Source organism: Fredinandcohnia quinoae (assembly GCF_022427965.1).
In the GTDB taxonomy this organism is placed as follows: domain Bacteria; phylum Bacillota; class Bacilli; order Bacillales; family Bacillaceae_L; genus Ferdinandcohnia; species Ferdinandcohnia quinoae.
In genome coordinates this window covers 1-24,460 of record NZ_JAKTTI010000044.1, presented here as the reverse complement: position 1 = coordinate 24,460, position 24,460 = coordinate 1, and the positions used below count along the sequence as shown (strand labels likewise).

The 24,460-nt window shown below is 36.8% G+C and carries 29 protein-coding genes and 1 pseudogene; 18 read left to right on the top strand and 12 right to left on the bottom strand.

What is annotated here, in order from left to right; genetic code table 11:
• The first annotated feature begins 10 nt into the window (after positions 1-10).
• Together MJG50_RS19555 and MJG50_RS19550 are read left to right on the top strand one after the other, a co-directional pair.
• A complete protein-coding gene (locus MJG50_RS19555; protein WP_240257455.1) occupies positions 11-538 on the top strand; it encodes a DUF1700 domain-containing protein in 528 nt (175 codons plus the stop codon).
• A 6-nt stretch (positions 539-544) separates the two neighbouring features.
• Complete coding sequence (locus MJG50_RS19550; protein WP_240257454.1) at positions 545-1,501, top strand: DUF4097 family beta strand repeat-containing protein; 957 nt, start codon at positions 545-547, stop codon at positions 1,499-1,501.
• 102 nt (positions 1,502-1,603) lie between these two features.
• On the opposite strand, the gene MJG50_RS19545 is transcribed toward MJG50_RS19550, so the two are convergent.
• The 7 genes and pseudogenes from MJG50_RS19545 to MJG50_RS19515 all read right to left on the bottom strand — a co-directional run bounded on the left by MJG50_RS19545 (position 1,604) and on the right by MJG50_RS19515 (position 6,321).
• Entirely contained in the window at positions 1,604-2,035 is a 432-nt protein-coding gene (locus tag MJG50_RS19545; RefSeq protein ID WP_240257463.1) for a peptidoglycan-binding domain-containing protein, read from the bottom strand.
• A gap of 120 nt (positions 2,036-2,155) precedes the next feature.
• Positions 2,156-2,659 (bottom strand): annotated as a pseudogene (locus tag MJG50_RS19540) (peptidoglycan recognition protein family protein); the annotation flags it as partial.
• 168 nt (positions 2,660-2,827) lie between these two features.
• Positions 2,828-3,013 carry a YfhD family protein gene (locus MJG50_RS19535; protein ID WP_240257453.1) on the bottom strand — a complete coding sequence of 62 codons (186 nt, stop codon included), beginning with the start codon at positions 3,011-3,013 and terminating at the stop codon, positions 2,828-2,830.
• A 113-nt stretch (positions 3,014-3,126) separates the two neighbouring features.
• The gene (locus MJG50_RS19530; protein WP_240257462.1) at positions 3,127-3,258 is read right to left on the bottom strand and encodes a YfhE family protein; all 132 of its coding nucleotides are present in this window, start codon (positions 3,256-3,258) and stop codon (positions 3,127-3,129) included.
• An 88-nt stretch (positions 3,259-3,346) separates the two neighbouring features.
• Complete coding sequence (locus MJG50_RS19525) at positions 3,347-3,904, bottom strand: GNAT family N-acetyltransferase (protein WP_240257452.1); 558 nt, start codon at positions 3,902-3,904, stop codon at positions 3,347-3,349.
• A 366-nt stretch (positions 3,905-4,270) separates the two neighbouring features.
• The gene (locus tag MJG50_RS19520) at positions 4,271-5,398 is read right to left on the bottom strand and encodes an amidohydrolase (RefSeq protein ID WP_240257451.1); all 1,128 of its coding nucleotides are present in this window, start codon (positions 5,396-5,398) and stop codon (positions 4,271-4,273) included.
• 17 nt (positions 5,399-5,415) lie between these two features.
• Positions 5,416-6,321, bottom strand: a complete 906-nt coding sequence (locus tag MJG50_RS19515; RefSeq protein ID WP_240257450.1) for a TIGR01777 family oxidoreductase — start codon at positions 6,319-6,321, stop codon at positions 5,416-5,418.
• Positions 6,322-6,425: 104 nt separating this feature from the next.
• Here MJG50_RS19515 and recX point away from each other — a divergent pair, with 104 nt between their 5' ends.
• On the top strand, positions 6,426-7,238 hold the full coding sequence (recX, locus tag MJG50_RS19510; protein WP_240257449.1) for a recombination regulator RecX: 813 nt from the start codon (positions 6,426-6,428) through the stop codon (positions 7,236-7,238).
• A gap of 1 nt (position 7,239) precedes the next feature.
• Positions 7,240-7,569, top strand: a complete 330-nt coding sequence (locus tag MJG50_RS19505) for a YfhH family protein (protein WP_240257448.1) — start codon at positions 7,240-7,242, stop codon at positions 7,567-7,569.
• 76 nt (positions 7,570-7,645) lie between these two features.
• Here the strand turns inward: MJG50_RS19505 and MJG50_RS19500 are convergent, their stop codons facing one another.
• The 3 genes from MJG50_RS19500 to MJG50_RS19490 form a co-directional block, all read right to left on the bottom strand.
• A complete protein-coding gene (locus MJG50_RS19500; protein WP_240257447.1) occupies positions 7,646-7,792 on the bottom strand; it encodes a YpzG family protein in 147 nt (48 codons plus the stop codon).
• A gap of 62 nt (positions 7,793-7,854) precedes the next feature.
• Positions 7,855-8,013 (bottom strand): small, acid-soluble spore protein K, encoded by a 159-nt coding sequence (locus MJG50_RS19495; protein ID WP_240257446.1) that lies wholly within the window; start codon positions 8,011-8,013, stop codon positions 7,855-7,857.
• A 318-nt stretch (positions 8,014-8,331) separates the two neighbouring features.
• Positions 8,332-9,312 carry a metal-dependent hydrolase gene (locus tag MJG50_RS19490; protein WP_240257445.1) on the bottom strand — a complete coding sequence of 327 codons (981 nt, stop codon included), beginning with the start codon at positions 9,310-9,312 and terminating at the stop codon, positions 8,332-8,334.
• A 207-nt stretch (positions 9,313-9,519) separates the two neighbouring features.
• Between MJG50_RS19490 and mutY the strand changes: the two genes are divergently transcribed.
• Positions 9,520-10,599 carry an A/G-specific adenine glycosylase gene (gene mutY, locus MJG50_RS19485; RefSeq protein WP_240257444.1) on the top strand — a complete coding sequence of 360 codons (1,080 nt, stop codon included), beginning with the start codon at positions 9,520-9,522 and terminating at the stop codon, positions 10,597-10,599.
• A 44-nt stretch (positions 10,600-10,643) separates the two neighbouring features.
• Here mutY and MJG50_RS19480 read toward each other — a convergent pair whose 3' ends face one another.
• Positions 10,644-10,868, bottom strand: a complete 225-nt coding sequence (locus MJG50_RS19480; protein WP_240257443.1) for a mother cell protein YfhS — start codon at positions 10,866-10,868, stop codon at positions 10,644-10,646.
• Positions 10,869-10,963: 95 nt separating this feature from the next.
• On the opposite strand from MJG50_RS19480, the gene fabL reads away from it, so the two are divergent.
• From fabL to MJG50_RS19425, 11 genes are all read left to right on the top strand, one after another.
• Positions 10,964-11,713: an enoyl-[acyl-carrier-protein] reductase FabL gene (gene fabL / locus MJG50_RS19475; protein WP_240257442.1), complete on the top strand. Its 750-nt coding sequence runs from the start codon at positions 10,964-10,966 to the stop codon at positions 11,711-11,713.
• A gap of 84 nt (positions 11,714-11,797) precedes the next feature.
• Positions 11,798-11,980, top strand: a complete 183-nt coding sequence (locus tag MJG50_RS19470; protein ID WP_240257441.1) for a gamma-type small acid-soluble spore protein — start codon at positions 11,798-11,800, stop codon at positions 11,978-11,980.
• Positions 11,981-12,179: 199 nt separating this feature from the next.
• On the top strand, positions 12,180-12,434 hold the full coding sequence (locus MJG50_RS19465) for a YgaB family protein (RefSeq protein WP_240257440.1): 255 nt from the start codon (positions 12,180-12,182) through the stop codon (positions 12,432-12,434).
• A gap of 165 nt (positions 12,435-12,599) precedes the next feature.
• Positions 12,600-13,130 (top strand): nucleoside tri-diphosphate phosphatase, encoded by a 531-nt coding sequence (ntdP, locus tag MJG50_RS19460; RefSeq protein WP_240257439.1) that lies wholly within the window; start codon positions 12,600-12,602, stop codon positions 13,128-13,130.
• A 56-nt stretch (positions 13,131-13,186) separates the two neighbouring features.
• Positions 13,187-14,935, top strand: a complete 1,749-nt coding sequence (locus MJG50_RS19455) for an ABC transporter ATP-binding protein (RefSeq protein ID WP_240257438.1) — start codon at positions 13,187-13,189, stop codon at positions 14,933-14,935.
• A gap of 180 nt (positions 14,936-15,115) precedes the next feature.
• A complete protein-coding gene (locus MJG50_RS19450; RefSeq protein WP_240257437.1) occupies positions 15,116-16,132 on the top strand; it encodes an ABC transporter ATP-binding protein in 1,017 nt (338 codons plus the stop codon).
• Positions 16,104-17,069 (top strand): ABC transporter ATP-binding protein, encoded by a 966-nt coding sequence (locus tag MJG50_RS19445; RefSeq protein ID WP_240257436.1) that lies wholly within the window; start codon positions 16,104-16,106, stop codon positions 17,067-17,069. The genes MJG50_RS19450 and MJG50_RS19445 overlap by 29 nt, the downstream gene beginning before the upstream one ends.
• 57 nt (positions 17,070-17,126) lie before the next feature.
• Positions 17,127-18,770: an ABC transporter substrate-binding protein gene (locus MJG50_RS19440; protein ID WP_240257435.1), complete on the top strand. Its 1,644-nt coding sequence runs from the start codon at positions 17,127-17,129 to the stop codon at positions 18,768-18,770.
• Between the two features lie 62 nt (positions 18,771-18,832).
• Positions 18,833-19,837: an ABC transporter permease gene (locus MJG50_RS19435; RefSeq protein ID WP_240257434.1), complete on the top strand. Its 1,005-nt coding sequence runs from the start codon at positions 18,833-18,835 to the stop codon at positions 19,835-19,837.
• A gap of 15 nt (positions 19,838-19,852) precedes the next feature.
• Positions 19,853-20,752, top strand: coding sequence for an ABC transporter permease (locus tag MJG50_RS19430; RefSeq protein WP_240257433.1), 900 nt, complete (start codon positions 19,853-19,855; stop codon positions 20,750-20,752).
• 151 nt (positions 20,753-20,903) lie between these two features.
• Positions 20,904-22,601 carry a M3 family oligoendopeptidase gene (locus MJG50_RS19425; RefSeq protein WP_240257432.1) on the top strand — a complete coding sequence of 566 codons (1,698 nt, stop codon included), beginning with the start codon at positions 20,904-20,906 and terminating at the stop codon, positions 22,599-22,601.
• Positions 22,602-22,694: 93 nt separating this feature from the next.
• Here MJG50_RS19425 and MJG50_RS19420 read toward each other — a convergent pair whose 3' ends face one another.
• Positions 22,695-23,144, bottom strand: coding sequence for a hypothetical protein (locus MJG50_RS19420; RefSeq protein WP_240257431.1), 450 nt, complete (start codon positions 23,142-23,144; stop codon positions 22,695-22,697).
• Positions 23,145-23,420: 276 nt separating this feature from the next.
• Here MJG50_RS19420 and MJG50_RS19415 point away from each other — a divergent pair, with 276 nt between their 5' ends.
• Both MJG50_RS19415 and MJG50_RS19410 read left to right on the top strand, forming a co-directional pair.
• Entirely contained in the window at positions 23,421-23,960 is a 540-nt protein-coding gene (locus MJG50_RS19415; RefSeq protein WP_431307304.1) for a DUF402 domain-containing protein, read from the top strand.
• Between the two features lie 50 nt (positions 23,961-24,010).
• Positions 24,011-24,418: an NUDIX hydrolase gene (locus MJG50_RS19410; RefSeq protein WP_345893255.1), complete on the top strand. Its 408-nt coding sequence runs from the start codon at positions 24,011-24,013 to the stop codon at positions 24,416-24,418.
• Positions 24,419-24,460 lie beyond the last annotated feature (42 nt).

Here is a 24,460-nt window from a genome sequence, read left to right as displayed (position 1 = left end):
AAAGAGGCATATGGAAAAGGAGAAGTTGCTTCAGGAATTAGAAGAAAGATTGAAGGGTTTACCGCCAGAGGATCGTGATAAATTAATTGAGCTATATAAGGACTTAATTGATGTTGCCGAGGAAAATCGCAAAAATGGCAACAAGTCCACTTTAGATATTCCGTCATATCCGTTTGACGAAAACTTTCATATCCCAATCAATGAAGAGAAGAAAACATACCGCAATAATGGTCGAATGATTTTAGCAACTATTAGCTTATTATTATTTAATACGATATTCGTACTTGGGCCAGCTGTCGCAATTGCCGGAATCTATTTTTCAATGTGTCTTGTTTCATTTAGCTTTGTGCTCTCACCATTTCTAGCTGCTTTGAAATTTATTTTTGGCAGCTTTGATAGTATTGAGTTTTTCCTCACTGTCATATTAGCTGGAATCGGTTTAATGATTGGTGTTGGTTCTGTGAAAGTAGGGAAATGGTTATATCGAATCTCAATGATTTATTGGAATTGGAATATCAAGCTGATAAAAGGAGAATAACGAGGCATGAAAAAAATAATGTATGGAGCGTTCATAATAATATTAATAGGTGTATTAGGATTAATCATTACGATAAATACATCTGGGAAAAAACTATTTTCGTTTAATACGGTTGAAGTACATGAGAAAAAAGAATTTGATGCAGAGGATATAAAGAATATTTTAATTAAATCTTCTTCAGTTGATGTGAATGTGATCCCAACTGATGGAGATAAAGTCATAGCTGAATTAAAAGGGAAGGCAAGTAAAAACAATAAAGACACGTATAAGTTGGAAATTGATGAAGACCATGACACATTAGAAATAAATGTAGATCGGAAGGAAAAGTTTGAAATTTCAATTTTTAACTTCACAAGTGTTGATCTAAATGTTGAGGTTCCACAGAAGGTGTACGATTCTCTGGAAATTAATACATCGTCAGGTGACATTAACACTGAAGACTTGGAAGCGAAAAACCTTAGTATCGAAGCGAATTCAGGTAATATAGAAGCTCTCGGTGGAAAAATTGAGACAACATTAATGATTGAAACATCAAGTGGTGACATTACAGCGAATGATTTTACAGCTAACGCCATTGAAGTATCTGCAAATAGTGGAAATATTGAAGTAAATGATAATCAAGCAGAGAAGATAACGCTTGAGACGAGTAGTGGAGATATCGAATGTTTTGATCAAACCGCAAATGAATTAAAAACAGAAGCAGCCTCTGGAAATATTGAAATTGATGGGAAGGAAGTAACCGGTAATATTAATGCGGAATCAAGTAGCGGGGATATAGAGCTAGAATTCACAACAGTTTCATCAATCGAGGTTGACTATAAAAGCAGCTCTGGAGATGGCAAGGTGAAAATTGAAGGAATGGAATTCAAAGAGAATTCAGAACACAGAATCATTGGTGAAATCGGCAATGCTGAACATAACATAACAATCCGAACAAGCTCCGGCAACTTCAAACTAAAATAGTATTAGGTATCATGGGCTTTTATGGAATATGTGGATACTTCTCATTTCGCTATATAGCAAAGAACCCCCGTTTGTAGGTAAACGGGGGTTCTGAGTAATTTGTTAATCATTTAGTTCCATTTGAATGTATTTTCTTGTACTTGGTCCGTAGATCCCATCATCCTTCAGTGCAGCATACATGGATTGAAAGCGTCTCACCGCATCCTCTGTTTGTGGACCGTAGCTTCCATCGATTTGCTTAGGATCAAAATGAATGTGCTTTAATGCGCGTTGGATCAATCGCACTTCTTCACCCTTATCGCCTCGCTTCCATACACCTGTTGGAAGTGGAAAATCATCAGTGGAGTGGTTTTGCTTGATGACTTCCTGTAATTTATTTAACGTATTTGTACCAACTAGTCCATCTACATGAAGACCATATCTTTTTTGAAAGCGCATGACAGCGGTCTCTGTTTCAGGACCAAAGGAGCCATCTGCCCCATAACGTGGCAATGGGAATCCAGATTTAATTAAATCCTGTTGAATTTCCTTCACAAATTGGCCCTTGTCACCTTCACGGAGAGGAAGTCTAGTTGAAACACCTCCAACGGCAGGAGTTGGGTCAGAGGATGGTGGTGTATCTTTCCCATTAAAATCCCGTGCTAACGAAGCTTTCACATCTGCTAAAAATTCATTCCAAGAAATGCCCCTCGGGCGCAGTGCACTTTGCGGATCAGACCGTCTAGAAGGGTCTAGACTACTATGAGCAACAATATGCTTCATCGGATCTAATCCGAATTTATCGCATAGATAGGCATGATACCACACATATCGATTATATGCCTCTTGAAAATTAATCTTACCACCGTGACAAAATTCAACCCCAATCGCAGCATCATTGGCATCATCCCCAAAACGTTGGTTATCGGCAGAAACATTGTAGCGGACATGCCATGCTTTTTCGCTTAAAGGGATAATTTCTAAAATATATTTATCATCAATAAAAGTATGAGCGGAAGCTGATGGTTGTTGTCTGTCAAAGTAATTACGATTTCCATATGCAGTTGACCCAGGGTTTCCTGTATCATGACTTACGATAAATAGTACCTTGGAAATCTTTTGGCCAGAGCGGGAATCTCCCAAACGAATATAATCTCTTGTAATTGAAAATTTCAAAATTGCCACCTCCATAACATTAGCAAGCTTGAGTCGCTTCATCTTATGCGACAGTGGAGGTGTTTGTTCTTACTATAATTGGGTTTAGTATGTAAGCACTATAAAAAATAGATAATAAGAGGTAAGTGCCAATTTAAAAAGGCTGTTCACTATTGAACAGCCTTTCCGAAATTATTTATTTCTATTTTTTTGTCTTGCATCAGCAGCATTTGAACGAGCTAAAGCTTCCATATCGTCTTGGTCTGCCAGCTCCCGTGAGAATTCAACATCAATGCCGTCTGATTTCATGTTCTTAGGTACTTGTGGTAATGTAGCTTTGTTTTTATCACGTGTTTTATGACCATGTGATCTTCCCATACTAAAGCCACCCCCGAAAATTAATAGAGAATATCGCTAATGCAATATTGCTCTCTAATAGGATAGCCTACTTGTATTATTTCATAAGTGGAAGAATTTTGATGCTAAAAAACTTAGTATTTTGTATGCTTATCAACAAATCCACCAGCTCGGTCTGCCATCCTGAATTCCCTTGAGTAGGTAACCTCCTGCATACTGCTTAATGTACTCTTTGTCTTAGCCTCACGTTTTTTATCCTTTGGCATTTTATCTTCCTCACTTTCTTTAATATGCACTATTAGTTTGTCCATAGGAAAAAAATTCAAACAAAAAAACCTGTCATAAAACAGGTTTTTACGCTTCTTTTAGATGCTCTTCTTCAATTATTTGACCGACACGCAATGTATGAAGTGTGTATAGGTCCTTTGATACTTCAAAAAGATTATAAATATCGCCATCTGCATTCAACTGATCGTAAATATGTTTACGAGTTTCATTTGCTAATGTAACATATGGGAGCTTTTCAACCGCTTTTGTCGAACGAATATTGACTTTCTTTACTCTCATAAAAATTGTCTCAATCCCTAATTCATAAAACAGCTCATGAAAGAAGGCATCTTTTGCGACCTGGTTATAGCCTTTACCGTGAAATGGTTTTCCGAGCCACGTACCGAGGAAACCAGCATTCTCCTGGATATCAAATAAATTGATTGATCCAATTGGAGAACCCCATTCATCAAGAATGGTCCGTGAAATCAATTCACCACGTTCTTCTGCTTCAATTGTTTGTTTCGATAAAAATAAAAATTCTTCATAAGAATAGGCTTTATGACGTACAAAAGGGAAGACGTCTGGATGCACCATCAACTCGTAAAGAGCTTGACTATCTTGAAGTTCACGTTTTTTTAGCATAAGTTTCCCCTCCAAAGAGGACAGACCTAAAGATTCGATCCACCCTCGAAATTTTTAAATTACAAAAATTTCGGGGTGGGAATCGAACCCACTAGAACCAGTGAACTGGTGGCGCACCATTTGCCTTCCCTTAAAATAACCAACAAAGAAATAATTCTAGCTGTCGGTTGATTTAAGTTATAACTATTATGTTTTTTTTGTTAGATGGAATCACGATATATTCCAAGTTTTTTTAGGTTACTTAAGGTATCATACTTGAAAATGAATCAAAAATAAAGAGTTTTTTGTTCATTTTTAATAGCAAATTATTGGTAATTTCGACTATTTGAGTGGAAAGTGTCGGGTAATGCATATACCTGTCGAAACTTATGATTTTGAGTAAACAACCTCACCGTTGATCATGGTTATTTCTGGCTTTGCTCTGAAGTGGAATGGATGCTCATTCCATAGAACAAGATCAGCATCCTTCCCAATTTCAATGCTTCCAATTAAGTGATCGACTCTTAAGTTTCTCGCTGCAGTAATCGTTATTCCTTCTAACGCCTTTTGCTCATCTAATCCTTCTCTTACTGCGATGGCAGCCGACACATTTAAATACTGAATTGGTACATAGGGATGATCTGTTGTTATAGACACTTCAATTCCATGGTCATTAAGGATTTGATAGGTTTTCCAACTCTTATTTTTCAACTCAACTTTTGATCTTCTTGTTAAAGTTGGTCCAATCGAAACTTTTAAATTTCGATCAGCTAATTCTTCTGCAATAAGATGACCCTCGGTACAATGTTCAATTCGAAGATCAAGCTTGAATTCATCAGCAAAACGAATAGCCGACATGATATCATCAGCACGATGTGCATGAATTCGAACTGGAATTTCGCGTTTTAATGCTTGGATAAGAGGGATGATCTTAAGGTCATCAATATCATCTGAGTATTTTGCTTTATAAAATGCCTCTCTCAGCATTCCCATAATACCCATTCGTGTAATAGATTCTTTGTTGCCATGGCTATGCATTCTTTTGGGATTTTCGCCAAAAGCAATTTTTAACCCTGCTGTCTCTTGAAGGAGCATTTTACAAATGTTTTTTCCACTTGTTTTAATAACAGATGTAGTTCCACCAATTACATTTGCACTACCTGGCATAATATGTGCAGTTGTTATGCCTGCCTGAATAGCATCCTGAAAAGCAGGATCAAGTGGATGAACACCATCAATCGCTCGAATGTGTGGGGTGAGGGCTTCAATCGTTTCATTTGCATCATTCCCGGCCCAGCCAGTTCCTTCATCATATAATCCTAGATGTGTATGTACATCAATGAAACCAGGCAGTAAATGCTTTCCGTTACATTCAATGATGACTTCATCTGCTTTTGGTTCAATTGAAAAGCCAATTTCACTAATTTTCCTATCTTCCACAACTACATCCACATCTTTTACAATTCTTGAAGTAATCGGATACAATGTTGCATTTTTAAAAATTGTTTTCTTCATGCTGTACTCCATTTCAATTATTTTAATAAATTCTGAATAGCATCCTCGAGCCTCACGTACGTAAAAGGATAGTGATTTTCTTGTAGCTTTTTTGGTAATACTTTTTGTCCCTCTAATACAAGGATGCTCATTTCTCCTAGTAATAATTTTAATGCGAAACCTGGAACAGGCAGCCAATGTGGTCGTCCAAGCACTTTTCCAATCGCTTTTCCGAATGGTTTCATTTGTTTTGGATCTGGAGAAGTGAGGTTAACAGGACCAGAGATATCTTGATTTTCAATAAGAAATTCAATGCTCTTCACAACATCTATGATATGAATCCAAGAAAGCCATTGATTTCCAACACCAACAGTACCACCGATAAAGAAACGATAAGGAAGCACCATTCGTGGCAATGCACCATCATCTTTCCCAAGAATAACCCCGAACCTTGCGAAAACTGTTCGAATTCCTAAACCACTTGCCTTTTGTGCCTCTTCTTCCCATTTTGAAACTGTATCTGCAAGAAAATCTGTACCAACCTGGGTTGGATCCTCTGTGAAAGTTTCGTCTACGGAAGTTCCATAAACTCCAATCGCACTCGCATTAATCAAGCATTCAGGTTTTTTATCAAGAGCTTTAAGTATTCGTATGACTTCCTTAGTGGCGGTTATTCGACTGTCAACAATCCGTTGTTTTCGTACTTTCGTCCACCGTCCACTATTTAGTGACTCACCTGCAAGATTGATAAAAGCATCAATATCTTGTAAATCATGCTCTGGAGCACTTGTAGGGGAAAGCCATTCTAGATAATGAAGCCTTTTGCTTGAAGTGTATCTAGATGCATTTCTTGTAAGTATATACACAGTATGGTTTTTATCTAGAAAATAATTCGCCAAGGCTTCCCCAACAAATCCTGTCCCACCAGCAATTGCAATCTTCAAAATATAACCTCCTATTCGATCAGTCTGCTTACAATAGTAATTCAATAAATTTTAAGTTAATCCTTTAATTTTCTTATGCTACAATTGTAGAAGAGGTGTAAATAATGGCGCTTATTACTAAAATTACGACTCAAAAAAAGAATAATGAACGATTTAATATTTTTCTCGATCATGGACAAGGGGAAGAATATGCTTTCAGTGTTGATCAAGCAGTCCTAATATCCTTTCAGTTAAAAAAAGGAATGGAATTAGATGAATTAGATATTACCGAAATTCAATTTGATGATGAGGTGAAAAAGGCCTTTAACTTAGCCCTTGTATTTTTATCCTATCGAATGAGGTCAAAAAAGGAGATCATCGATTATTTAAAGAAAAAAGAAGTCGAAGAACCAATTATTCCAGAAGTCATTCATAAGCTAATTGAATATAAGTATGTCAATGATTTGGAATTTGCCAAAGCCTATGTTCAAACACAAATAAATACAACTGTAAAAGGACCAAGTGTAATAAAGCAAGAGCTTTTTGAAAAGGGAATTGAGCAAGACCATATATCAAACAGCCTTGAATTATTTTCTTCAGAAATGCAAATTCAAAAAGCAGTGAAGTTGATTGAAAAAACAATCACATCTACTAAAAATATGTCAGATATGCTTTTGAAACAAAAGCTTGAGCAAACCTTAATGAGAAAAGGGTATGGCTGGGATATCATTCAGATAGCACTTGAAGAGGTAGAAGTGGACAAGGATGATAATGAAGAATGGGAAGCATTAGAACACCATGGTAATAAAGCTCATCGAAAGTATGAAAAATTAGATGGCTGGGAATATAATCAAAAAATGAAGCAAACCCTTTTTCGTAAAGGATTTTCTATAGAACTAATTGATAAATTTATCGAAAGTTTAAAGGACGGGGACTAGCATGCATCAGCAGGAAAAACGATATAGCCAAATGTCAGAATATGAATTAAATCAAGAAATTGCAAATTTAAAAGAAAAAGCACGTAAAGCGGAGCAGTTAGGTATGCCAAATGAATTAGCAGTGCTGGAGCGTAAAGCAGCGATGGCAAAAGCCTATTTATTAAATCCTGATGATTTTAAACCAGGAGAAGAATACGAAATTGATGGTGACCCAGGTCATTATTTTAAAATCAGCTATATGAATGGTGTATTTGCTTGGGGGCATCGTGTGGGACAAGAGGATAACGAAGAAGAAGCATTACCGATATCATTATTAAAGGCTCTTTTCTGAATGATTGTTACTTATTACATTGGAAAACACAGCCTTGTTAAAAAACCAGAGAAGCTAGGCTCTCTGGTTTTTCCGTTTATGAACGTTTGCGCGTTTCACGTTGAAGAATAATATTATTCTGGGTTTGCATCGTTTCACCGTTAATCTGTGCCCAAGAATGTTTAGGATTAGCCCAAGGTGATTGGAATGGATTTGTATAAGGATCGTTACGCCTTTTTCCCACAAAAAACACCTCCAAGGATTGCTCGACTTTGGATAATATTATAGGGTAGCCCTTGTTAATTATTAAAAATCGTGTCGTTCACTTGAAGCCTTCATTCTTTCTTGTGGATGTGTATTAATGGTTCCATTTGCTCTTCTTGAAGCATACTCAGCCTTTGCTCGCGGTTCACCCTCAAATTTATTATTATTTTGATTTGGGAAGCCCCTTTGTTTGTTCCGCATTCGTGAATACCTCCTAAAAAGCGAAAGTTACGTGTAAGAACAAAGAAATATTGTTACTTTCGTACACGTAATACTAGTATGGATTAGATAGGCAATAAAATGTATTGTGTTTGGCGTGAATTATTGGCAAAACATAAGCTTGATACTATGCATTTGTCGGTTATCCGGCGGGTATCGTGATTATTCCGGCGGATTTAGTGGATTATCCGGCGGTTTTTATCGGTTATTCGGCCGAAAAAGCAATTAATCCGGCGGGTTTAACCAATAATCCGGCCGCCTAACCTAAAAAATGGTATAGAAAGAAGACTAGCCACTCCATTAACTTGGTATAAATTCCAATTTTTTCTGCAGCTTTTCTTCACTGAAGATCCAGCCAGTGTAGGAGTTCATAATTTCAAGTTTTAAATTAAGTTTGACCACAGCCACAAATGGGTAGTGTCCTTTGCTTCTGTAGCGTAGGTCAATAAAGCGTACGTCATAATGATCGTCATATTCATCTACTTCCCAACGATAGACGGGGGAGAAGGATAAAAAGGCAGCAAGATTTTTATCTTTAACAGCTGCTTTGATCACGGGAGTATCGGGAATAGGTCGTTTATAAAATTTGTCCTGAATCATAATCTCATTATTTTTGGCTCGAGCAACATAAAAAAATTGATCAGTAACGACTGCTATATGCCATTGATTAAATCGGTAGGTTGGAGAAATGATGATGTCGGTAACATTATCAATTATACTTCTTACCTTGAGTTTAACTTGTCTACGCAAATAGTATCGAATGATATAATAGAGAAAAAGAACTCCATAGATTGTGAAAAATGTATAACCTGGGTGGGCGCCTAATTGCCAAATGATGATCCCAACGAGATGAATTAAAAAAATAAATGGATCAAATGTATTAATTACACCGAGTGCTACCCACTTATTAGAAAATGGACGGAGTGCTTGTGTTCCGTATGCGTTAAAAATATCAACAAAAACATGAAGAATGACTCCGATAAAAGTCCAAATCCATAAGTGAAGTACATTTGCTGCAGGAAAAAAGAAAGAAATAACAGCTGTTATAAGAAGTGGCCATAATAGTACAGCAGGAAGAGAATGTGTGATACCACGGTGATTTCGGATATATTGTGCATTATTACGTAATTTTAAAATAGTATCTAAATCCGGTGCTTGTGAACCGATTAAAGTTCCAATTATCACGGCATGTGTAGTTTGTGGATCTGCAGTGACAATTGGGTCAAGGGTGGCAATTCCACCTAGGGCAAGTCCCATGACAATATGAGTTCCCGTATCCAAATCGTGTGACCTCCTTAATTGGCTTTGGAAAGTTTAAAAATACTTTCCTAAATGCATCAGCTGCTTTTGCCAGATTGACTCGACAATCGCCAAATTTTCTTTATCATATATTTAATGTAACCAATGTATTGGCATTTCATTTTTTAATATCGTTTTTTTAAATTACTATAAGTTTACCACCGTTTGAGAGGAAATGTGAGACCATTTATGAATAAGCTTGATCATTTTAATATAGACCAGTTTCAATTAGATTTAATCAGTTGGTTTGAGCAGGAACAGAGAGATCTCCCATGGCGTATGGACAAGGACCCTTACAAAGTATGGGTTTCCGAGATCATGCTGCAGCAAACAAGAGTAGATACAGTAATACCTTATTTCAATAATTTTATCGATCAATTTCCTACGATTGAAACGCTCGCAGAAGCAGAAGAGGAGAAAGTACTTAAAGCTTGGGAAGGCCTCGGATATTACTCACGTGTGAGAAACCTTCATGCGGCTGTGAAGGAAGTTGCCGAAAAATATGGAGGACAAGTTCCTAACACAGCAAAGGAAATATCAAAATTAAAAGGCGTGGGTCCGTACACAACAGGTGCGATCCTGAGTATTGCATACGGAGTCCCGGAACCAGCGGTTGATGGGAATGTAATGAGGGTGCTCTCTCGTATTTTATCGATTTGGGATGATATTGCTAAACCAAAGACACGTCAACAATTTGAGGATATCATTAGGGAAATCATCTCAAAAGAGAACCCATCCTTTTTCAACCAAGCACTTATGGAGCTTGGCGCATTAATTTGTATCCCTGCTAATCCTGCATGTCTATTATGTCCTGTTAGGAATCATTGTCGGGCTTTTGCTGAAGGTGTTCAAAAGGAGCTGCCTGTAAAAAGTAAAAAGAAGGCGCCAGTTCCATTATCGATGGCGGCAGTTGTATTACAAAATGAAGACAAAAAACTACTTATTCACAAAAGACCAGATAAAGGCTTGCTGGCTAATTTGTGGGAATTTCCAAATCATGAAAGTATTTCAGAATTGTATACCCAGAAGGAGCAATTATCAGATTTTATCAATCAAGAGTTTAAGATACAGACGAAAATAGGGGAAGCATACACAACGATTCAGCATATATTTTCACATCTTATTTGGAATATTACTGTATTTGAAGGCGAAATCATTGGAGAAGTTATAGAGTCAGATTCGTTAAAACTAGTTACTGTAGAAGAGTTAAGACAATTCACACTCCCTGTGTCCCATCAAAATATTTTAAAAAGCTTTCTCGACCGGTGAGAAAGCTTCCGATCACATGGGAAAGATAAAAATATTGACGGTGACTAATCATAAGAAAGCTTTGTACCGTGGGTGTAATCACCTTCATTTCGATGAAAGCCTCCACGATCTTCGATTTCCTCAATAATTTGTTGATGAATGGATTGACCTTCAGCATTCAAGTATGGAACAATTTGTTGTAGTGAATGGTGAAAAAATGCAAGCTCGCTTTCTTTCCATTCATTTTTAGGGAGCATTGATAAGAGAGTCATATCACGACCAGCATACATTATCCTTACCTCCTTGATGATAAAATGATAGGTTATTTCAATTTAAGTGTGTACAAATTAAGTAAAATTATCCACATAAAAAGGAGATGCATTTCATGACAGCAAAAGTTGCACTAGTTACTGGTAGTAGTAGGGGAATTGGAAAGGCAATCGCAATTCGATTAGCAAAAGCGGGTTATGATATTGTTGTGAACTACGCGAGAAGCAAATCAGCCGCACTGGAGACAGTTGCTGAAATAGAAGCACTTGGGCAAAAGGCAGTTGCGATCAAAGCGAATATCGGAAAACAAGAAAAAATTAGGGAAATGTTTTCACAAATTGATGAGACATTTGGCCGATTAGATATTCTAGTTAATAATGCAGCATCAGGTGTACAGCGTCCTATTATGGAGCTTGAGGAGTCTCATTGGGATTGGACAATGGATATCAATAGTAAGGGACTATTATTTTGTGCTCAGGAAGCAGCGATTCGTATGGAGAGAAATGGCGGAGGAAAGATGGTTTCACTAAGCTCATTAGGTTCGATTCGCTATCTGAAAAATTATACTGCAGTTGGTGTATCCAAAGCAGCTGTTGAAGCTCTAACAAGATATTTAGCTGTTGAATTATCAGCAAAAAATATAATTGTAAATGCAGTATCTGGTGGAGCTGTTGATACAGATGCTTTAAAATCCTTCCCAAATCGTGAGGAATTGTTAGAGGATGCAAGGCAAAATACACCAGCAGGTAGAATGGTCGAGCCTGAGGATTTAGTAAATACGGTTATGTTCTTATTATCAGATGAAGCAAGTATGATAAGAGGTCAAACGATTATCGTCGATGGAGGGCGTTCATTACTCGTGTAACAAAAAACAAATAAAAATTTCTTGATTTTTCATGGATAATCACTTTAACTCTGGGACAAATTAATTGTCGTGGAGGTGATTACAATGGCTAAACAACCAAATAAAACTTCAGCAGGAACAAATGTTCAACAAGTAAGACAACAAAATGCTCAATCTCAAGGTGCTGGTGCTGCTGGTCAATTCGGAACAGAATTTGCTAGCGAAACAAACGCTGCAGAGGTAAGAAAACAAAATCAAAAGTCACAGGCTAATAAAGGCCAAGGCTAAGTAAATAAAAAATACTTAACGAAAACACTTCCTTCATGCGTAGGAAGTGTTTTTCTATTTTTCCCGGACTTTTTAAACTTCCTCTCGACAAAACTTCTTAAAACTCTACATATAAAGTCAAAGGAATTCAAGTTTACTTCAAGAAATATTAGGTAATAACATTACTGAAGATTTTTATACAGTGTGGAGGGTACATAATATGGATCAATTTGATGACCTTGTGAGTGAACAACTAAAAACGATGGACCGTCTTCTTTTTATTCAATCGGAAATTGAAAGATGTCAAGAACTAGAAGAGGAATTAATACAGCTTCAAAATGAAACAGAACTTGAATCAATTCAAGAAGAAATCAGCCATATGAAACAGGAACTTTTACAAATTCATCACTTATTTCAGCAACAAACCGAGGAGGTCATTCGTACGTATCAAGAAAGAATTCAACCAATCGCATAATAAACGGGAAGGAGTCGTCTGAAATTCGGATGGCTCTTTTGTTTTAAAATATGTATTGAACCGTTATAATAAGAGAAAATGGTTTTTCTTTGTTTTACATCAGCAAGAGCTCAAACGTGAGTAATATGAAACAAAGCGTCCAGAAAATGAAAGTAGGGAGAGAATATGGGTGTGCCCTCGGAAGGGGATAAAATACAAATACATAGTTACAAACATAATGGACATATTCATCGTGTTTGGGAAGAAACGAGAGTTTTAAAAGGGACGCAAAGCTTGGTAATTGGTGGTAATGATCGGACAACCGTTACTGAATCAGATGGTCGAACATGGATCACAAGGGAACCAGCGATTTGCTATTTTCACGCGAAACACTGGTTTAACATTATCGGTATGATTCGTGAAGATGGAATATACTATTACTGCAATATAAGCTCACCGTTTATAGCAGATAAAGAGGCATTAAAATATATTGATTATGATCTGGATGTCAAGGTCTTTCCGGATATGACCTATATTCTTTTAGACGAAGATGAATATGAACGCCATCGCCGTGAAATGAAATATCCTGAGGTCATTGATCAAATATTAAAAAATAATGTTGAAAAACTGTTGCAATGGATACGGGGAAGAAAAGGTCCATTTGCACCGGATTTTATTGATATATGGTATGAGAGATACTTAACGTACAGAAGTTAAACCTGTTGCTATTTTACAACAGGTTTATCGCTTTTTATGAAGGAAGGTTATCAATAATGGACAGTATTAAGCGGTATATGCAATTTGTAAAACCATATAAGTTTCAAATTGCCATCACGATTGTTATCGGAATCATCAAGTTTACTATTCCGCTTTTAATTCCCTTACTTTTAAAATATGTTGTCGATGATATTATAGGTGCTGAACATCTAGCAGCAGATGAGAAATTATCCAAACTATATATTGCTATGGGGATTATGCTATTTATATTTATCGTTCTAAGACCACCAATTGAATATTATCGTCAATACTATGCACAGTGGGTAGGTAGTAAAATATTATATGATATTCGTGATAAATTATTTGATCATATTCAAAAATTAAGCTTGCGATTTTACGCGAATACCCGTGCTGGTGAAGTTATTTCAAGAGTGATTAATGATGTGGAACAAACAAAAAACTTTGTCATTACTGGATTAATGAATTTGTGGCTTGATTTATTTACAATTCTAATTGCAATTGCAATCATGTTCACAATGGATATCCCGTTAACAATTGTGTCAATTATCCTATTTCCTTTTTATGGATTCTCGATCAAGTATTTTTACGGGCGCTTACGACATTTAACGAGAACCCGTTCTCAGGCATTAGCTGAGGTTCAGGGATATCTTCATGAACGTGTTCAGGGGATACCAGTAATTAGAAGCTTTGCAATTGAAGATCACGAGCAAAAAAGATTTGATAAGCAAAATTGTAATTTTTTAGAAAAGGCACTTGATCACACCGCTTGGAATGCGAAAACTTATGCAGTTGTTAATACGATTACAGATATTGCGCCTTTACTTGTAATTGGATATGCTGGCTTCCAAGCAATCAATGGACATTTATCAGTCGGAACGTTAATTGCATTCGTATCGTATATAGACAGGTTATATAATCCATTACGAAGGCTTGTGAATTCTTCAACAACGCTCACTCAATCACTTGCATCTATGGATCGTGTATTTGAATTAATCGATGAGAAATATGATATTGAAGATCAGCCAGATGCTATTGAGTGTAAACATGTTTCTGGAAAAGTTTCCTTTGAACATATATCTTTTAATTATGGTGAAGATGAGTCAAACGCATTAAACAATATTAATTTAACGGTACAAACAGGTGAAACGATTGCTTTTGTCGGAATGAGCGGTGGTGGGAAATCTACCTTAGTAAGTTTGATTCCACGTTTCTATGATGTGACAGAAGGTAGAATCCTTTTAGATGGAAAGGATATTCGCTCATATAAAGTAAGAAGCTTGAGAGATAAAATAGGAATGGTATTACAGGATACAATTCTATTTAGTGAATCTGTGAAGGAAAATATATTATTAGGTAAACCAAATGCGACAGATGATGAAGTCATCGCGGCAGCTAAGGCTGCGAATGCTCATGAGTTTATTGAGAATTTGTCACAAGGATACGAGACGAAAGTTGGGGAACGTGGGGTTAAGCTTTCAGGTGGTCAAAAGCAACGAATTGCGATTGCGAGAGTGTTTTTAAAAAACCCACCATTATTAATTCTTGATGAAGCAACCTCTGCCCTAGATTTAGAAAGTGAACACTTAATTCAAGAGTCATTGGAGAAACTCGCAAAGAACCGAACAACATTTATCGTAGCACATCGCTTATCGACAATCACTCATGCAGACAAAATCGTTGTAATTGAACATGGGGAAATTGTCGAAGTAGGTTCACATGAAGAACTAATGAGTAAAAAAGGACATTATTTTAAACTATTTCAAGTACAACAATTAGATAAATAGTGACATGTAAAAGACATGGATTTTATAATCTATGTCTTTTTCTGTTATTTCCGGGGAAATTATAGAAAAAGATGTCGGAAAATTTAATTTAATTACGACAGTATTTTTGTTACATACCTGTAATAATAAAATTAATATTCTAAAATTATTTTAATTCCCGTGAAAGGAAGGGGTTGTTAAATGGGTAAAACAATCATTGAAATTAAAGGATTGAAAACCTCATTCTTTACGGATGATGGAGAAATACCAGCTGTTGACCATATCGACTTTTATATCAACGAAGGAGAAATAGTCGGGATTGTTGGAGAATCTGGCTGTGGGAAAAGTGTCACTTCATTGTCGATTATGGGACTAGTTCCAACACCCCCAGGCAAAATAGTTGGTGGTGAAATTCGATTTAATGACGAGAATTTAGTGAATTTGTCAGAAACGAGAATGCGAAGAATTAGAGGAAATGAAATTGCGATGATTTTTCAGGAACCGATGACATCGCTGAATCCACTTTTTACCATTGGGGCTCAAATGATTGAAGGCATTCGAATACATAATAAATGGGATAAAAAGAAAGCTCGAGTACGGGCAGTTGAAATAATGAAGAAGGTAGGTCTTCCGAGGGCTGAAGAGTTACTTGATAACTATCCACATCAACTGTCTGGTGGAATGAGACAAAGGGTAATGATTGCGATGGCTATGGCTTGTAATCCAAAGGTGTTAATCGCTGATGAGCCAACTACAGCACTTGACGTAACGATCCAATCACAAATTCTAAAGCTAATGAAAAAGTTAAATGAGGAAATGAATACAGCAATTATGTTGATTACACATGATCTAGGTGTTGTAGCGCAAATTTGTGAGCGGGTTATCGTGATGTACGCAGGGAAAATCGTTGAAGAAGGAGAGGTACAAAGGATTTTTAAAAATCCGAAACACCCTTACACAGAAGGGCTAATAAAATCAGTCCCTGACATAAGAAAGAAAAATGAACGGCTTTATTCAATCCCTGGAAATGTACCAAGACCAGGTTCGATCAAGAAAGGCTGCCGATTCGCTGAGCGTTGTGAGCATGCATTTGATCGCTGCTTTGCAGATGATCCAAATTTATATCAAGTAGATGGGTCAGGGCATAAAGTTCGCTGCTTTTTGCATGTGGGGGAGGGGGAAGTAGAACGTGACAGAGCCTTTACTTCAAGTGAGTAATCTAAAAAAACATTTTCCGATAAATGGTGGAGTACTTGGTAAAAGAGTAGGAGAGGTTAAAGCGGTAGATGGTCTTTCCTTTTTTGTTAAAAAGGGGGAAACACTAGGAATTGTTGGGGAAAGCGGCTGTGGAAAGTCAACGACAGGTAGACTGATTTTACGATTATTAGAGCCTACAGAAGGTAAAGTAATTTTTAATAATCAAGATATTACGAGTCTTTCAAACTCTGAGATGAGAAAACTACGGAGGGATATGCAAATTATTTTTCAAGACCCTTATGCTTCTCTTAATCCACGACACAATGTTGAAAAAATATTGGAAGAGCCTCTCATCGTTCACGGGATAGGGGATAAGAAAGAGAGAAAACGGAAAGTAAGGGAAATGTTAGAGATTGTAGGATTAAGCAGTTACCATGCGAAACGCTATCCACATCAATTCAGTGGTGGGCAAAGACAAAGAATTGGAATTGCTAAGGCATTGATGACAAATCCATCATTAATTATTGCTGATGAACCTGTTTCAGCATTAGATGTGTCCATCCAGTCCCAAGTGCTTAACTTAATGGAGGATTTACAAAAAGAATATGGGCTGACATATATATTTATTGCGCATGATTTAGGAGTAGTCCGTCATATAAGTGATAGAGTGGGCGTTATGTATTTAGGAAGGTTAATAGAATTAACAGACAGTGAAAAATTATATCGTAAGCCACTGCATCCATATACGAAGGCATTATTAGATGCAGTACCGATTCCAGATCCTGATTATAAAAGGGAAGCAATTGAAGTAAGTGGTGAAATACCAAGTCCTTCTAACCCTCCAAGTGGTTGTGCTTTCCATACTAGATGTAGTTCATGTATGGACATTTGTAAATCGATTAGACCTGATTTTAAAGAGGTTGAGCCTGGTCATTATGTTGCTTGCCACTTATATTAAATTTGGTAAGCGCATTCATGATAAAAACAAAGAAAAAATGAGGGGGAATCTATGTTGATGAAGAAGAGAAGTTTATTACTTTCTATTTTATTTTTGTTGCTGCTTTCGACTGCGTTAGTAGGTTGTAATGGTGGTGGCACGGATAAGACAAGTAATAATAACAATGAAGATACACCAAAAAATGAAACAAAAGATCCAGAGAAAGCGGAAGAAGTACAGAAGGAGCTTGTGTTTGGACGTGGCGGGGACTCTGTTTCATTAGATCCGATTACAACTACGGAAGGTGAAACATTTAAAGTAACGGTTAACCTGTTTGAAACACTAATTAATTATGGTGAACAAGATACGACTCTTCATCCAAGCCTTGCTACTGAATGGAAGGTTTCAGATGATGCATTGGAATACACTCTTACTCTTCGTGAAGGTGTGAAATTCCATGATGGTACTGATTTTAATGCTGATGCAGTTGTTACAAACTTTGAGCGTTGGATGAATGGCGATGAAGAACAATTCCCTTACTATACGATGTTTGGTGGGTATAAAGGGGATGAGGGTCACGTGATCAAGGAAGTGAAAGCAGTTGATGCGAAAACTGTTGTATTTACATTGTATCGTCCACAAGCACCTTTCTTGAAAAACTTAGCAATGTCACCATTTGGAATTGCTAGTCCAGCTGCACTAGAAAAATATGGCGATGATTTTATGAAGAATCCTGTAGGTACTGGTCCATTCAAATTTGTAGAATGGAAAGAAAATGACAGAATTGTAATTGAAAAAAATCCTGATTATTGGATGGAAGGTTATCCAAAGCTCGAAAAGGTTATTTTTAGATCAATTCCTGAAAACTCTGCACGTCTGAATGCATTACTTGCTGGGGAAATTGATTTAATGGATGGTGTGAACCCGTCTGATTTAGAACAAATCAAAGGAAACCCAGATTTACAAATGTTTGAGCGACCATCAATGAATATTGGTTATCTCGGCTTTACAACGAACCGACCGCCATTTGATAACAAATTAGTTCGCCAAGCATTAAACCATGCTGTTGATAAAGAGGGTATTATCGAAGCATTCTACGGTGGATTTGCAGAAACAGCGAAAAACCCACTTCCACCAGCGTTAGAAGGCTATAATGACGACATTCAGGAATATCCATATGATCTTAAGAAAGCAAAAGAATTATTAACTGAAGCAGGTTTTGCTGACGGATTTGAAATGGAGCTATGGGCAATGCCAGTTCCTCGTCCATATATGCCAGATGGTATGAAGGTTGCTGAAGTTATCCAGTCAAGCTTTGCTGAAATTGGTGTAAAAGCTGAAATTAAAACAGTTGATTGGGGAACGTATTTAGAAAAAGCAGCAAAAGGTGAATTTGATGCTTACATGTTGGGTTGGACAGGTGACAATGGTGACCCTGATAACTTTATCTATACTTTACTAGATAAGGACAGCATTGGAAGCAATAACTATTCTTTCTATAGCAATGATGAGCTTCATGACATTTTAATTGAAGCACAAACCATTGCTGACCAAGAAAAACGAAATGAATTATATAAAAAGGCACAAGAAATTATTCATGAGGATTCACCATGGGTACCACTAGTTCACTCAACACCATTCCTAGCTGGTAAAAAGAATCTACTAAATCTACTACCACATCCAACCGGGTCTGATATTTTAACAAAAGTAGAGTTTGAATAATTAAAGAGGTGAAGGGGAGTGTTTACTCCCCCTTCATTAGTTAAAAAAGTGAGGTGGTAACCTTGTTTGCATATTCAGTGAGAAGGGTGTTACTTGTAGTTCCAGTGTTAATTGGAATGACGATTGTTGTATTTTCAATTATACATGCAATACCAGGTAATCCAGCACAAATCATGTTAGGCCAACGTGCAACAAAGGAAGCAGTTGCTGAATTAACGATAAAACTTGGACTTGATCAACCTATTTATATTCAATACTTTGAATATATTAAAGGGCTATTATCTGGGGATCTTGGGGAATCTATTCGTACCAAGACACCAGTAAGCGATGAAATTTGGCCATTTTTAGCGGCAACAATTGAGTTAACAATCGTAGCCATCATTATTGCAATTGTGATTGGTGTTAATGCAGGAATCATTAGTGCATGGTTTCAAAATTCATGGTTTGACTATGGAGCAATGGTTATTGCACTGATTGGAGTATCGATGCCAATTTTCTGGCTCGGCTTAATGGAGCAATGGGCATTTTCAATTAATCTTGGATGGCTGCCAACGACAGGACGGGAAAATGTACGAAATCCTGTTGATTCGATAACCGATTTGTATTTGTTAGATACATTGATAAATGGTCGAATGGATCAATTCAAAGAAGTTTTACAACATTTAATTCTCCCTAGTATCGCACTGGCAACAATTCCAATGGCAATTATTGCGAGAATCACTCGGTCAAGTATGCTCGAGGTAATGCGCTCTGACTATATCCGAACAGCACGGGCGAAGGGTGTAAAAATGTTTTGGGTGGTGTACAAGCACTCCTTAAAAAATGCTGTCATACCAGTTCTAACTGTAATCGGATTACAAACAGGATTATTACTAGGTGGAGCCATTTTAACGGAAACCATCTTTGGCTGGCCTGGAATTGGAAGGTATATCTATGATGCGATTAATTATCGGGATTACCCAGTTGTCCAGTCTAGTATTTTAATAGTCGCGACATTCTTTGTTTTTATTAATTTAATCATTGACCTACTCTATGCAGTAATTGATCCGAGAATTAAATATAACTAGTGGAGGGGGGATAATATGCCGGAACTCGTTACAAATGAAGGACCTGTTCAAACGAAGATCAAAAAAGATGAAGTTATATCCCCATGGAAAGAAGCTTGGAGAACTTTCAGGAAAAATAAATTAGCTATTATAGGTGCATTCATTGTTTTCTTCTTTATTATACTAGCTATATTTGCACCTCTTATTGCACCAACGGGGCTTGATGATAAAGAATTAGTAAATCGTTTGAAACCACCATCAAGTGAAAATTGGTTAGGCACTGATGATTTTGGTAGAGATATTCTTTCTCGAATTATTTTTGGTGCAAGAATTTCCTTATGGGTTGGATTTTTTGCTGTTCTTGGTTCTGCAGTTGTCGGTAGTTTCTTAGGAATCATTGCCGGCTATTATGGCAAGTGGATTGATAATTTAATTAGTAGAATCTTTGATATAATGTTAGCTTTTCCTAGTATTTTATTAGCCATTGCGATTGTAGCTGTTCTCGGACCATCGTTACGAAATGCGTTAATCGCAATCGCCATCATTAATATACCAAACTTCGGACGATTGATTCGTTCAAGAGTACTAAGTGTAAAGGAAGAGGAATACATAACAGCTGCAAAAGCAGTTGGGATGAAGGATAGAAGAATTCTTTTTAATCATATTTTACCGAATAGCATGGCACCAATTATCGTTCAAGGTTCGCTAGCCATCGCGACTGCAATTATTGAAGCGGCAGCCCTCGGTTTTCTTGGGATGGGTGCACAACCTCCTGACCCAGAGTGGGGGAAAATGCTCTCAGATTCAAAGAATTACCTCGTACAAGCCCCGTGGACAATGATCTTCCCAGGACTTGCGATTATGTTAACGGTCCTTGGATTCAATCTAATGGGGGATGGCTTACGCGATGCACTAGACCCGAAAATGAAAAATTAAGCATATCAGCTAACGTGATGTTAGCTGATTTTTTATGTTTCACGGCGGGAAACTGTTTCCTACTTCATCCTTTTTGAAAAAGCTAGATTTTGGAATTAGGATTCGATAATATGAATATAGATAGAATTAAATAGAGGAAGGGGAGATATCAATGACTCAAGATTTACGTCATAATTATTATCAAGAACTAATCGACTTACAAGATGTAGAAGGGGTAGAAGCCCAAATTCGTAGTTTACTTGATGTTTCAATCGATTCCGTTTCAGAGCTAGTAGAGTGGTTAAAGGATGAAAAGAATTTAATGATTAAAATCGAGGAGGCGATGACAGGTCACCAAGTCGATTTCTACCGGAATACAGAGGATGCAGAAATCAAGTCGACTTATCTTCATGATCAGCAAGTCATTCAACCACTTTTAATGAAATATGAAGCAAAACTAAATGAGAAATTCTGTGAGTCTCCTTATTTACATCAATTAGATGAAACACGGTACGGCTTAATGCGACGTGTTCGCGAATCCAAAGTTAAACTGTTCCGAGAAGAAAACATTCCATTAATGGTAAAAGAACAAGAGCTCTGTACGAAGTATAGTGAAATTATGGGGGGATTAACAGTTGAATGGGACGGAGAGGAAAAGCCGTTTCCGTTTATCCAATCCCAACTCGATCATCTAGACAGAGCTGTGAGAGAAAAAGCTTATTACAAGATGGGTTCGGCTTTTCTTCAAATTAAGCCTGATATGGATGCCATCATGGATGAACTCATTCAACTACGCCATCAAATCGCTTTAAATGCAGGCTTTGAAAATTATCGTGACTATATGTTTGTGGTTAAAAATCGTGAGTATAGTGTCCAAGATTGTTATGACTTTCATGAAAATGTAGAGAAGCATATTATCCCTGCTTGGAATCGACTCGCAGATGTTTTTAAAGCCAAGCTTGGTGTCGATACCTATCGCCCATGGGATAATACTGCTAAATTGATGAAAAATCCACCATACGCCGAGGTGTCTACTCTTATGGATGGGGTTTCTGAGATATTAGGAAAGACTGATCCATATTTTGCGGACCGTTTCGATTACATGAGAGAAAATGGGTTACTGGATCTTGGAGATCGGAAAGGAAAAAGTCCGGGTGGTTTCTGTACCTCTTTACCAGTTTCAGGGGATACCTTTGTTTTTGCAAACTTTAGTCCAACCTTTTTCTCGCTAATCGCATTAATTCATGAAATGGGCCATGCGGTGAATGGGTACCTCGAGTTTTCTGAACACGGTCCTATTGAAGACTACCAGCAACGAATGGAAGTGGCTGAACTGTATTCTCATGGGATGGAATTGCTTTTATTGGATAAACTGGATCGTTTTTATCCAGATGAGGAAGACTTCAAGAACGCACAGCGTGAAGAGCTAAGACGGGCATTTACAATGTTATTCGGGCCATTGTCAGGGGATCTCTTCCAGCATTGGATGTATACGAATCCTACCCATACTGCCAAAGAGCGTGATGAAAAATACTTTGAAATCTCAAAACGCTATGGATTAAACCCTGTCGATACTTCTGGTTTGGAGGAAGGAATTGGGATGAGTTGGGCAGGCACCCTTCATTATTTCGAAGTTCCTTTTTATAATATTGAATACTCCATCTCGATGCTTGGAGCTTTACAATTACTTGAGAATTATCAGAAAGACCCAGAGCAAGCTATCGAATCTTTTAAAAAAGGTGCAAGTGCGGACTACAATCAATCGATCGCAGCTATTTATAAAGAAACTGGGGTCAGCTTTGATTTTTCAGAGCCAGCCGTAAAGAGAATGGGTGAATTTCTAGAGAAAGTCATTCAAGGCATTCATTAACGAGGTTAAGGCATTTCATTACTTTCATATCTGTAAATTAAATAACCGAACTAATTAGTTCGGTTATTTTTATACACTTTAAACAGCGAATTATTAATCCAAATCCCAATCATTGTATGTATATTTTTCATTATGAGAAATGGTTTGATAGTCTTTACAAAAATCTAGTAGCTTTCTGCTTCTTGTTTTAAAAGTTTTATCCTGATTTGAGAAGATTTCAACGACATCGGCCTTATTGCTAGGAGTCTTATCTTTTAAGCAGAATACTTCATTTTCCATATCCCCAAATGGGTTGAAATTACCATGTCCGCAAGATTGGCAGCAAGCGATGTTGATATTATCCGGGAGTTTTCTCTGTAAATATTTTATCGCATACTCAGTGGAATCGGACGGCTTAGATTGAAAGTGACGATTATTAAAATGAACTTCAAAATGGATGTTCTGTTTTTCGTCTTGATCTAATTGTTCAACTATCATTTTTGTTGGTTTAACCGAGAGTTTCTCATCTATTATATAATTTACTTTCAAAGTTTCTACTTTCAAACTGTAACCCCCTACTAATCATTACTTCTTAATCGTACACTTTTAACTCAGAATATTAAATGAATTATATGGAAACATTAAAAGTTAATTTGAAAATAATAAATATTTATTGATAAACAATAAATGAAGGCTTATAATATGGATAATTCTAGGAAGTGAGGTGTTATATGAAACTGGGAATAACACTCATTACCATCTGATGTGAGAATTGACTATTATAAGAATATTAATGTGAAAATAAGTGGTACATAATAATCGGAAGAAGGTTGTTGAATGATAAATATGATGAAACAGAAGATTAAAAATATCATAGAAAGGAAAATACGCTATGATTCAACTACTGTAGACCACCATTGTAGACTTCTAAAAGAAGACAGCCAAAAGATAGTACTTTTACATAAAATAGAGGAATCATTTTCTATGAAGGTTGATGAAAGGGAATTAACTATCCAAAAAGGTAGTTACACAATTGCATACTATTGGATTGATAAACCATATAATTTATATTTTTGGAGAGATGCTAAAGGGAACTATTTAGGCTCGTATTTTAATATTGTTAGGGATACAACTGTAACAGATAAAATGGTTTCCTTTGAAGACTTAATTATTGATATTTTGGTCCTTCCGAATGGGGAAAACTTTATTTTAGACGAAAATGAGCTACCAGAACCTATAGAACAATTTGAGGATGGGTATGTACTGAATGCTCTCAATTTAATATTAGAAGTAATTGATAGCATAATTCAGAATGTAAAATTAGAAACTGAAAATCTCTTTAAATATGACGGAATAGATAAATGGTTGATAGAATCATAGTTTGAATTAGCAGAGTATAACGAATGATTACTTGAGCATGGAGGATAAACATGGGGAATGAATACTTTAAAATATTTGATGATGACAGAAATGAAATAGGGGTAGCCTCTCGAAGTGATGTACATAGGCTTGGACATTGGCATGAAACTTTTCATTGTTGGTTTGTTACGAAAGATGAAGGTACAGATTATCTCTTATTACAGCTCCGAAGTGATACCAAACAGGACTACCCAAATCTATTCGACATTACGGCTGCTGGACATTTACTCGCTGATGAAACGGTTCAAGATGGTGTTAGGGAAATAAAAGAGGAAATTGGTATTGATGTCTCCTATACAGATTTAGTGTCATTAGGAATAATAGATTATTGTGCATTGAACTACTCACCACTTAACACCCTTACGGTTTATTTGAAGTGGGAGATTCCTAAGTACGGAAGCCTATCGGCTTCTAATTGATTAGGCTACCCCCGTAGTCCCTACGGTTAGAAGTCTTATTGC